The sequence below is a fragment of the Pseudomonas sp. HP_14 genome, assembly GCF_055283875.1.
Map to the genome: position 1 here is coordinate 78,188 of NZ_JBTOQI010000013.1, position 10,656 is coordinate 88,843.

The window sequence follows — 10,656 nt, forward strand, 5'->3', positions numbered from 1 at the left end:
AAAACAGTCGGTAAACGTTAATTGTTAATGTTAATTATATTGTGGTTGTTTTTTTAGAAAGGAGTTTATTATCAATGATTTACGACTGCATTCTGGTAGAGATTCTAGATGGGGTTGCGCTCATTACGCTCAACCGTCCCGAGGCGTTGAACGCCCTCAACGCACAGTTGATAAGCGAGCTGAACCACGCCCTGGACGAGCTGGACGGTGACCGTGACGTGGGTTGTATCGTCCTGACTGGCTCCAGCAAAGCCTTTGCCGCGGGGGCCGATATCAAGGAGATGGCTGAGCTGAAATACCCGCAGATTTACCTGGATGATCTGTTCAGCGACAGTGACCGGGTTGCCGGTCGACGTAAGCCGATGATCGCCGCCGTGGCTGGTTTCGCGCTAGGAGGCGGTTGTGAGCTGGCCTTGATGTGCGACTTTATTCTGGCGGCAGACAACGCCCGCTTCGGCCAGCCTGAGATCAAGCTGGGCGTATTGCCCGGCATGGGCGGGACGCAACGTCTGACCCATGCGGTAGGCAAGGCCAAAGCCATGGAAATGTGCTTGACCGGCCGGCTTGTCGACGCCCAGGAAGCGGAGCGTTCAGGGCTGGTGGCCAGGGTTCTACCGCTTGATGCACTGTTGAGTGAAGCGCTGAAAGTCGCTGCGTCCATTGCCGAAAAGTCGCTGCCTGTGGCGATGATGGTCAAGGAAAGCGTCAACCGTGCGTTCGAAGTCAGTCTCGCCGAGGGCATTCGTTTCGAGCGTCGTGTGTTTCATGCTGCGTTTGCGACTGAAGATCAGAAAGAAGGCATGGCTGCATTCATCGAAAAGCGCGAGCCACGCTTCAAGGGGCGCTGACAGCTCATCCGTGCTGGATGAATGCCTGATGCAATCGCGAAGGCCAGTTCTGTTCGAACCAGTCCCGCAATTTGATGCAATGCCCGGGGTGAATCAGGCACAGGCCGTCGGGCGTCTTGCGGTATGCCGTGGCCAGTTCGCGCAACTGCCGGGCGCCTAGTCCACAGTAGCCGTGTTTGTCGGTTTTACCTTCGAACAGAAAGTGCTCCGGTTGCAGGCGGGCGAGAAACTGCAATCCGGCTTCGCGCATTCGAACGATGTACCACAAGCGGTCAGGCAGTGGCGCGCCCTTCAGGCCGGGGTATTCGGTCAGACGCAAGTCCGCGTCGAAGAATGACAGTGCGGCGCGCTGCACGGGTACTTCAAGGGCTGCGCAGTGAGACTGGGCAGTCAACTTTTGCGGGGTGCCCGTCATGAGGATGCGCGTACCAGTGAGTTCGAACCTGCTCTCGGCGGTAGTGAGTGCCAGATCCCGACAGGTCACCAGATGGAGTGTCTGAGGCCTGTCCAGATGGACTGCTTGCGCTGTGGGCAAGCCATCCAGGCTATCCAGGCTATCCAGGCTTTTTTGCTCGTTGAGCAGCGTGCCATGTTCGTCTGGCACTCCGTGGATAATCGGCCGATCGGGGTCGTTGTCAAAGTGGGCAATCAACAGTGCGGTACCGATTCGCAGTGCCTTGAGTTGCTCCAGAGACACCGAAGTAGGCGCGCAAAGCTCGTCTTTGGTTGCGCACGCTGAGCGTTGTGTGTCGAATCTGACAGGCAGCCGCCCGTTGAGCAGTTGATCCTGTTCTTGCTCGCAACGACTCAACAGGGTTGCGGGCAGAAAGCCGGTAGCGGCGGCCTTGCGGTGCTTCAAGCCGGGCCTGAAGGGTATTTCCCAAGGCAGTACCCGGAAACTGCTGCTGTAGCCATGACCAAACGGTTCTATTTCGCACTGTATCGATTCGTTCTGCTGCGGTGTCGAGAGAGTTTGCAGGATGTCGATGATCTGCGCGGTATCCTCCGCGGGGTGATCTTTTAAAACTTCGGGTTGCTTACCGGCGTGGCTCACCTCAGTCACCAGCCATTGATCATTGAAACGTGCCTCCGGGTGCGCTTGAACCTGCATGATCTGGCCTGGGGTCAGAGGGAGTTCAATGCTGAGCCCGAGAATGATACGGCGCTCACAACGTTGACGTTCCAGAGCCCGGGCGCTGATCTGGCGAGCATGTGCCTGACTTTCCGTGGGTAGACGTGAAAGAACGCTGGCGTCAAAGCGCTCATTACTGGCCTCCTGCCCATTGCGGTTTTCAGTGGTTCGTTCCTTCAGCCTCCAGCCATGGTCAGGCGCTTCGTAATGGGCTGTCGTCGACGCCATTGCCCATTGTTCTGCAAGGTGCGAGAGGGAAGGAGACCTGACGCCTTGCGAGATCGGTAGCTGAAATTGCACAGGCGCGGAGCGGTGTGAAAAAGAAGCCGGATCGTCGGCGAAGATCAGCACGTGCGATGACTCCCGGTGTTCAAAGCGAAAATGAATGCCTTCTTCTTCGCAAAGCCGCAGCAGCAAATGTAGATCGGTCTCTTTATGCTGCACGCACGTTTCTCGCTGCGGATAAATGCCTACCAATTGCTCAAAACGGTAAGTATCCGGGTCAAGCCCATGCTCTTCCATGAGCCTGGAGATAATTTGCGGTGCGCTCAGGCCCTGAAAAACCCGATGCTGGCGATGGTGTTGCAGGGCTAGCAGCGTCGGGCCCAGTTCTATCCGGTAAAGACTCAGGGCTGCTCCGCTGTACAGTCGGTTAGCATTGCTGATTTTGCCATGTACGCCATTATCCAGGCTTAGCGTGAGGTAGGCTGTCCTTTGTTCCAGGGCCCTGAAATCCAGGTGTGGGTCGGCGCACAGAAAATCGACGACGAAACTGTAAGGGGCGTTCAGGGCTTCGCGCCCGCTGATGCTGATGACAGGCAGATTCATCTTGTGATCGACAATCGCCAGTGTGATCGGCATTTGTTGGCCTTCGGACATCCACATCGCTCCCACCTTGAATTTGAGGGGGCAGAGGGTACGAAATGCCACGGTCTATGGGCATCGCTTAAGCATTTTTCGGAAAGGGACTACAAGTTAAAGAGGAATGTCGCTAGTTGCGTTGCAGTGCATTAATCACGATGCAATCCGCAAACGGTGCTCAATGGACAACGGCGGGGGTTTCATCTGGCGTCATCGGGTATAAAATGCGCCGTCGTCGTGCATCGGTCTCGACACGTAGCCACCTCATTTTTAACGCTTTGCCCTGGTTTGCAGTCAGCCTGTTAATGGATGCTGGCGCATCGGGCAAAGCGCAATCGGATCAAGAGAGCAAGCATGGGCGCACAGTGGAAGGTCAAGCATAAAGAAGCAGCATCCAATGCCAAGGGGCGTATCTTCGGCAAGCTGTCCAAGGAAATCATGATTGCGGCACGCGCCGGGGCAGATCCGGACATGAATCCGCGCCTGCGGCTGGTAGTGGAACAGGCTAAAAAAGCCTCTATGCCGCGTGAAACCCTGGAGCGGGCGATCAAGAAAGGCGCCGGGCTGCTGGGTGAAAACGTGACGTTCGAGCGTCTGACCTATGAAGGCTTTGCTCCACATCGGGTGCCGGTGATCGTTGAGTGTCTGACTGACAACATCAACCGCACGGTCTCGGAAATCCGCGTGCTGTTCCGCAAAGGGCAATTGGGCGCTGCGGGTTCGGTTTCCTGGGACTTCAACTATCAGGGTATGATCGAGGCAGTGCCGACCAATCCGGATGCTGACCCGGATGAGGCGGCGATTGAGGCGGGTGCTCAGGATTGCGAGCCGGGCGAAGAGGGCGCAACCCTGTTCCTCACTGAGCCTACCGATATGGATGCCGTGTGCAAAAAGCTTCCGGAATTCGGTTTCACCGTGCAGTCAGCCCAACTGGGCTATCGCCCGAAAAGCACTGTTGACGGCCTGAACGAAGAGCAGATGGCCGAAGTTGAAGCCTTTCTGGCGGCTATCGACAACAATGACGACGTGCAGAACGTTTATGTGGGTTTGGCAGGGTAACGCCGATCCTACAAGATTGCGTAGATCCTGAGGGAGTCGCCCCGGTGTCCCTGACACATCGCTCTCGCGCACCAAACCTGGTTCTATGTGGGAGCGGTGCTTGGTCTGGGCGGTATTCCGACGATTGGGGCGATGCGTTCTAGCGTCGCTCATCCCGGAGTAAGCACCGCTCCGGTTTCAACCCAAGCGTTGCTCAATCTCCCGCAACGTCGGTCGTTGACTGACGTCCGGCTGAACACACTGCGCCTGCAATGCCCACAAGGCATCTTCTACCGTTTCGTCACAACGCTCCAGCAACTCGCCCAGCAGAATCCCGAACGCCCGTGTTTCGATGCGTTGCAGCGCCTGGGCCTGAGCTGGCGTGGAGTAAAGCGACGCGGCACCAAAGTCTCCCAGCAAGCAGTCACCCTTGTCATGCCAGAGAATGTTATGACCGTACAGGTCACCGTGGGTCATGCCACGTTCATGCAAGTGTGCGGTGACCGACGCGATGCCGCGCGTCAGTTGTAAAGCCGTCGACCTGGTCAGGCGTAACCCTGCGGGGTAAATATCTCTTGAGCAGGATTGCAGGCTGGGTGGGCCCGCCAGATTAGTGAAGCTTGCATCAATCAACTGCATGACCAGCCCGGCACGGGACTCTGGGTGGTCGAAGATCTGGCCTTCGACATCTATCAGGCTCGGGTGGGTACCCGCTGCGATACAGGCTGCCATTTCGTTGAGCGGTGAACCATCACTGGTGACGGTGCCTTTGTAAAGTTTGACTGCCACGGTCCTGGCTGCTTGCCGAGGTGGCTGCCAGAGCGCTTGCTGAATGACCCCGGACGCGCCTTCGCCCAACTGCTGCTGAATATCCAGCTCAGCCCATGGGATCTGCCGTACAACAGCGGATTCAGGAGTCTTGCACAGCGGATTACCGGCAAAGGCCAGCCATGCCAGTGAGGGTAATTGCAGCAGCCAGTCAGGTAGCGCGGTTAGCTGGTTCGCAGCGATACGCAGTAACTCGAGTTGTTCACACTGAGCCAGGCTCGCTGGCAGGGCGCTCAAGCGATTGCCTGCCAGCATCAGTTTTTGCAGGGAGCGGCACTCACCCAGTGCACCAGGCAGTTGCTCAATGCGGTTGTCAGTCAGAATCAGCCAGCGAAGCGCGGGAGGCAGCGCAGCCGCCGCTACGTGGCTGATCTGGTTGGCCTTGAAGCCGACAATGCGCAGGTTCTGGCAACGACCGATGCAGGTCGGCAGCTCGGTGAACTGGTTATCGGAGCAGAACAGCACCTGCAGATGCGGCAGCCGATAAAGATCGTCAGGCAGGCTCTGCAGCGAGTTGCCACTCAGGTTGAGGATTTCCAGCGAGTCGGCCAGATCGAAGATTTCCATCGGGAAATCGCTCAGTCCGCAAGACAGGTCCAGGCGTTTGATGCCGGCCAGCCTGCCTGCGCGAAGGTCTGCAAGTGTGTGCATGGATCAGCTACGACCACTGTTGTCGGACGGCAGTTTCAGGCAACGATCAACCCACAGGTGAACGCGCTCCAGGCTTGGCGGCGCTTCCGCATACAGGATGCGATAGATCATCGGGGCAACCACCATATCGATCAGTTCGTTGGCGTCGGGTGAGGGTTCGCCACGAACAAGCGCCCGGTCAATGATGATCTGCAACTGGTCACGCGTAATGCCTGCGCACTTGCCCGAGCACGTTGCCGCGCTGCTGGCGACTACGTCGCGCATCATTTCCCGGCCTGGGGCAGAGTTCATTTCGTCAAGATACATCTCGGTCCAGGTGCGCAAATCGTCCCGCAGGTTGCCGCAATCAATCGGCTCGTCCGGACGCAGACGCTCCACTGCAGCATCGGCGAGCAAGGTGGTCAGGTCGCCCCAGCGGCGATAGATGGTGGACGGCGTGACGCCCGCACGAGTGGCGATCATCGGTACGCTCAAGCCTGCCCGGTCGTGTTCGACGAGCAGATCCCGCACGGCGCTGTGAATTGATTCCTGTACGCGGGCGCTACGGCCACCGGTGCGTATTCCTTCTTTTATAGCCATGTGGCAGACCTTAACACAAAGTATTTGCTTTAAGCGGCGTCAGCTCGCACAATCCGGAAACGCTAAACCTTAGCTTTAATGATGTGCCTGATCGGAGAGTGTACCCATGTCCCGTCCTTTGCAGAACCCTGAGCGAGGAAACAACCACTTGGGATTTCTGGCGTTCACGACCCTGTGCTTTTTTGCTGCGTCCAGCGCGCCGACACCGCTCTACCATCTGTATCAGCAGAGCTGGGGTTTTTCTTCAGCGGTGCTGACACTGATTTTTGCGGTCTACGCGTTTACCTTGCTGGTGGCATTGCTCGTGGTGGGATCCTTATCCGACTATCTGGGGCGGCGGCCGGTGATTTTTGCGGCGCTGGTGCTGGAAATCATTGCCATGTTGCTGTTTGTCTTCGCGGTAGATGTCGGCTGGCTGCTTGCGGCGAGGATGATTCAGGGGTTGGCGACGGGCATGGCGGGCAGTGTGCTAGGGGCCGCCTTGCTCGACAGTGATGAGAAGCAGGGTCCTTTGGTCAACAGTATTGCACCCATGTTCGGTATGGCTCTGGGCGCGCTGGGCACGGGTTTGTTGGTGGAGTTGGCGCCACTGCCTATGTTGCTGACCTACTGCCTGCTATTGGCCGCGTTTTTCGCACAGGCGATTTACGTCTGGTTTATTCCGGAGACGGTCAGTCCTCAAACGGGCGCATGGGCGTCCCTGAAGCCTTCGTTGCACGTCCCGGTTCAGGCTCGGCGTACGTTGTTGCTGGTATTGCCGGTTGATATCGCGGCTTGGTCACTCGGGGGATTCTTCCTGTCTCTGTCGCCGTCTCTTCTTGCTGCTGCTACCGGAACCACGTCTGCAATCAATGGTGGTCTGGCCGTCGCCACGCTTACCATCAGCGGTGCACTGGCGATCTTCAACCTGCGTTTGCGCCCTGCGGTGCTTGGGCTCTGGATAGGCGCAAGCTGCCTGCCTGCGGGTGTCGCGGTGATACTGGCGGCAGTCAATGCCGGTTGGCTGTGGCTGTTTTTTGTCGGGTCGGTGATTGCCGGGGTGGGTTTCGGCTCGGGTTTCCTCGGGGCTCTGCGCTTGTTGCTACCTTTGGCTCATGCCCATGAGCGGGCCGGGTTGATGTCGGCTTTTTATGTGCTCAGTTATCTGGCTTTTTGTATCCCGGCGTTGATTGCCGGGCTGAGCGCCCACAGTTTTGGTCTGATTGCGACGACCAATGTTTATGGCAGCGTAGTGATAGTGCTGGGCTTGTTGGCGCTCTCGGGCTTGATCGTCCGGCGTGTGACGGGAAAGGCGGCAGTGAGTCCGGTATGAAATGGTGTAGCTACCTGCCACCTCACGCTTTGGCAGCAACATTGCTCTGTTGTGGGGGGCGAGCTTGCTCGCGATAAGGCTGGGCGCGGTTCACTCCAGACCAAGTTGCGCCTATCGCGGGCAGGCCTCTCTCCCACAGGGGATTGCGCTTTCCCGGCTGCCAGGGCCTGTGCTCGCCACTCAAATCGCCCCCGGCAGCGCCTTTCGAGCCTGTTGCGCTGCGGGATCGTTGGCCGGGCTGACAATGGCGTAGTTATAACCCGAGCCTGACCAGTAATCAGCCTGCAGATCGCCGTCCAGGCGACTTCCTCTCGGCAGCATATGATTTTTCGCCCCAGGCGGGCGGATGTAGAAACTCAGCGTGCGACCTTCCGGATCTTTATAAACCACCAGGGCGGCAGCGCCCTGTTCAGTTGTGGTCATGCGCCCCGTGACGGGTTTGAAGCCTGCCGCCTCAAGATTGGGCAGTCGGTTGGCCTTATTGAAGTGGCGGTCAAGCCACACCTGAGCATCGCTTGCCTGTTCGATATTCCAGTCACTGGCCATGTTGTCGTTCACTGCAAACATACGGTATGCCTGCAGGGCATCAGCCATAGGCGGCATGTTGGAACTGAGGGTCATCTCCCTGGCCTGCCATCCGCTGAGCCCGCCAATGCCCACGGCAACCATTAACATGGCGGCCGTCGCCAGATGACGGTAACGGTGGCGACGCAAGCGCTGACGGATGAACGCCGGTTCCAGCTCCGGGTTGGGTTCGCGCTTCAATTCGCCGCTCAAGGCCGTACGCAGCCGCTTCGCGTCTTCTTGCCAGGCCTTCACCTGCAGCGCGACCTCAGGATGAGCGGCAAGCCAGGTTTCCAGGCGCAGGCGATCAGCCGTGCTCAATTGCTGATCCACATAAGCGTGAAGGTCGAGTTCGCTGGGGGGCAGGGTGATCATTTCAGTATCCGCAGAGATGGGGTCGTGATTTCGCCCTCGCTGAATTGGCGAAGGGCCTGACGAGCGCGGGACAAACGTGACATTACAGTGCCGATGGGCACGTCGAGAATGGTGGCGACGTCCTTGTAGCTCAGGCCTTCGACCGAGATCCACAGCAGCAGCGCGCGCTGTTCGGTAGTCAGCCGTTCGAACGCGCCCAGTGTGGATTGGGCGACTACTGTGCGCTCCACGCTGGGCTGGTAGTCCTCGTCGCCACCGGTGAACAACGCCAGCATCCGGCTGTAACGTCGCGAGCGGCGGTGGGCATCCAGAAACTGGCGATAAAGTATCGAGAACAGCCAGGCGCGCATATCGCCCTCCGGGCGCTTGTCTTTCCAGGCTGACAGGGCCTTTTCCAGGCTGGCCTGAACCAGATCGTCGGCCCCGCTGGGATTGCGGGTCAGCGACAGGGCAAACCTGCGCAGCCGCGGTATCAACTCCCTTAATTGTGCATCGAGCTCGTTCATGGGCTGGATTTTCCTTGGTCAGCAACTATGACCATCACAGTGGTGTGATCAGCAAGACGACGCTCGCGGCCATATATTCCTTCATTTGTGCAATTTTTTTTGGCTGATGGAATAAACACTTCCCGGCTTCGTCCTACTGCGCACAAAACGCGATAGCCGATCGTGATAGCCCGATGACCTGGAGTTTCGTATGAACGACCGTGACCCTTTACCCAAGAGGCAAAGACCTCCGTTGAGCCCTGCCGCGACAGGCCTGCGCCTGGTGGGGATTGGCGTGGTAGTACTCGTCGCCGCCACCGCCTTTGCCTACGTTGGAGGTTACCTGGATCCGCAGCGCCTGACCCCGGACAAACTGGTTAATACCCTTGAGCACAATAATGGCACTTTCCCGGGGTTTCGCCGGAACCATCCTAAAGGAGTGTGCGTTTCAGGTTACTTCGACAGTAATGGCGCCGCTGCTGATCTTTCCAGTGCTCAAGTGTTTTCCAGCACTCGCACAGCGGTAGAGGGACGATTCGCGCTGCCTACCGGTAACCCGTACTCGCCCGACAGTGCTGCGCCTATTCGCAGCCTGGCCTTGCGCTTTACCCAGGCAGACGGCCAGCAGTGGCGCACCGGCATGAATGCCATGCCGGTATTCCCGGTGGGCACGCCGCAAGCGTTCTATGAGTTGCTGCAAGCCACCGCGCCGGATCCGCAAACCGGCAAGCCCGACCCGGCCAAACCACCCGCGTTCTTCGGTAGCCACCCTGAAACCGGGCCTTTCCTTGCCTGGGTCAAGACTGCCAAGCCTTCGGCCAGCTATGCAACCGTCACCTACAACAGCGTTAACGCGTTTTACCTGGTCAGTGCTGACGGCAAGCGCCAGGCCGTGCGCTGGAACATGGTGCCCGTCGAGCCGGTAGATGCCGCTGCCCCTGCGCCTGATGCCAAGGATTACCTTGAGCCGGACCTCAATGCACGACTGGCTTCCGGGCCGTTGCGCTTCAATTTGATCCTGACCCTGGCCAATGCGGACGATCCGGTCAACGACGCCAGCAAACAGTGGCCTGCCGATCGGCGCACGTTGAATGCCGGAACACTGGTGCTTGAAAGTGAGCAACCGCAGTTGAGCGGTGCTTGCCGTGACATCAACTATGACCCGCTGGTACTGCCATCCGGTATCACTGGCTCTGATGATCCGCTGCTGGCTGCACGTTCCGCCGCCTACGCCACGTCGTACAAACGGCGCACTGCAGAAGTGGAGCAGTTGCCCAAATCCGCGCCTGTCATGGAGAAAAAGTCATGAGTACTCCCACTGCGCATTTTTCTCTTTTGGCGCGCCTGCTGCATTGGTCGATGGCGCTGATGATCATCGCCATGTTGTTCATTGGCGCAGGCATGGTTGCGTCGGTGTCGGCACGCCATGAGTGGCTGCTGGACCTGCATAAGCCATTAGGGATCGCGATTCTGGTGTTGGTGATTCTGCGCATCATCGTTCGCCTGTCCAGTCATACCCCGGCACTCCCGGCTGACTTGCCAACCTGGCAGGTGCTGGCGGCGAAGCTTTCTCATTACGTGTTGTATGCGCTGATGCTGGCAATGCCGTTGATTGGCTGGGCGATGATTTCAGCGGCCGGTGACCCGGTCATGCTCAGCAGTTCACTGCGCTTGCCTTCCATCGTCGCGGCGGATGCCGGAACCTTCGCATTTCTGCGTCAGACCCACACTTGGCTGGCGTATCTGTTGTTCATGACAGTGCTGATGCACATCGCTGCGGCGTTGTTTCATGCCTGGGTGAGGCGTGATGAAGTGCTGGGGAGTATGTTGCGGGGAGAAGGGAGGCACTAAGAGCGTGCATTGATTACCCCTGTAGGGGCGGGGGGCGGGGGGGGGCACGGGGGGGGAGGCACAAATATTTAGACAGCATGAGGCGCGCAGGCAGCGGGACCCATGTGGGCGCGGGGGCGGCGCCCCCCACGC

General features: G+C 58.4%; 10 protein-coding genes. 5 read left to right on the forward strand and 5 right to left on the reverse strand.

Annotated features, from left to right (window positions below; translation table 11 throughout):
* Positions 1-74: 74 nt before the first annotated feature.
* Entirely contained in the window at positions 75-848 is a 774-nt protein-coding gene (locus tag ACYASS_RS12195) for an enoyl-CoA hydratase (RefSeq protein WP_463586301.1), read from the forward strand.
* Between the two features lie 4 nt (positions 849-852).
* On the opposite strand, the gene ACYASS_RS12200 is transcribed toward ACYASS_RS12195, so the two are convergent.
* The gene (locus tag ACYASS_RS12200) at positions 853-2,859 is read right to left on the reverse strand and encodes a type VI secretion system Vgr family protein (protein WP_463586302.1); all 2,007 of its coding nucleotides are present in this window, start codon (positions 2,857-2,859) and stop codon (positions 853-855) included.
* A gap of 336 nt (positions 2,860-3,195) precedes the next feature.
* Here ACYASS_RS12200 and ACYASS_RS12205 point away from each other — a divergent pair, with 336 nt between their 5' ends.
* The gene (locus ACYASS_RS12205) at positions 3,196-3,900 is read left to right on the forward strand and encodes a YebC/PmpR family DNA-binding transcriptional regulator (RefSeq protein WP_243248764.1); all 705 of its coding nucleotides are present in this window, start codon (positions 3,196-3,198) and stop codon (positions 3,898-3,900) included.
* Between the two features lie 177 nt (positions 3,901-4,077).
* On the opposite strand, the gene ACYASS_RS12210 is transcribed toward ACYASS_RS12205, so the two are convergent.
* Both ACYASS_RS12210 and ACYASS_RS12215 read right to left on the reverse strand, forming a co-directional pair.
* Positions 4,078-5,358 carry a leucine-rich repeat-containing protein kinase family protein gene (locus tag ACYASS_RS12210; protein WP_463586303.1) on the reverse strand — a complete coding sequence of 427 codons (1,281 nt, stop codon included), beginning with the start codon at positions 5,356-5,358 and terminating at the stop codon, positions 4,078-4,080.
* Between the two features lie 3 nt (positions 5,359-5,361).
* Entirely contained in the window at positions 5,362-5,937 is a 576-nt protein-coding gene (locus ACYASS_RS12215) for a TetR/AcrR family transcriptional regulator (protein ID WP_463586304.1), read from the reverse strand.
* 106 nt (positions 5,938-6,043) lie between these two features.
* On the opposite strand from ACYASS_RS12215, the gene ACYASS_RS12220 reads away from it, so the two are divergent.
* Positions 6,044-7,249, forward strand: a complete 1,206-nt coding sequence (locus ACYASS_RS12220) for an MFS transporter (RefSeq protein WP_463586305.1) — start codon at positions 6,044-6,046, stop codon at positions 7,247-7,249.
* A 180-nt stretch (positions 7,250-7,429) separates the two neighbouring features.
* Here the strand turns inward: ACYASS_RS12220 and ACYASS_RS12225 are convergent, their stop codons facing one another.
* Positions 7,430-8,188 carry an anti-sigma factor family protein gene (locus ACYASS_RS12225; RefSeq protein ID WP_463586306.1) on the reverse strand — a complete coding sequence of 253 codons (759 nt, stop codon included), beginning with the start codon at positions 8,186-8,188 and terminating at the stop codon, positions 7,430-7,432.
* The gene (locus ACYASS_RS12230; RefSeq protein WP_463586307.1) at positions 8,185-8,694 is read right to left on the reverse strand and encodes an RNA polymerase sigma factor; all 510 of its coding nucleotides are present in this window, start codon (positions 8,692-8,694) and stop codon (positions 8,185-8,187) included. Before ACYASS_RS12230 ends, ACYASS_RS12225 begins: the two co-directional genes overlap by 4 nt.
* A 190-nt stretch (positions 8,695-8,884) precedes the next feature.
* On the opposite strand from ACYASS_RS12230, the gene ACYASS_RS12235 reads away from it, so the two are divergent.
* The gene (locus ACYASS_RS12235; RefSeq protein ID WP_463586308.1) at positions 8,885-9,982 is read left to right on the forward strand and encodes a catalase family peroxidase; all 1,098 of its coding nucleotides are present in this window, start codon (positions 8,885-8,887) and stop codon (positions 9,980-9,982) included.
* Positions 9,979-10,524, forward strand: coding sequence for a cytochrome b (locus ACYASS_RS12240; protein WP_463586309.1), 546 nt, complete (start codon positions 9,979-9,981; stop codon positions 10,522-10,524). The genes ACYASS_RS12235 and ACYASS_RS12240 overlap by 4 nt, the downstream gene beginning before the upstream one ends.
* Positions 10,525-10,656: the final 132 nt, after the last annotated feature.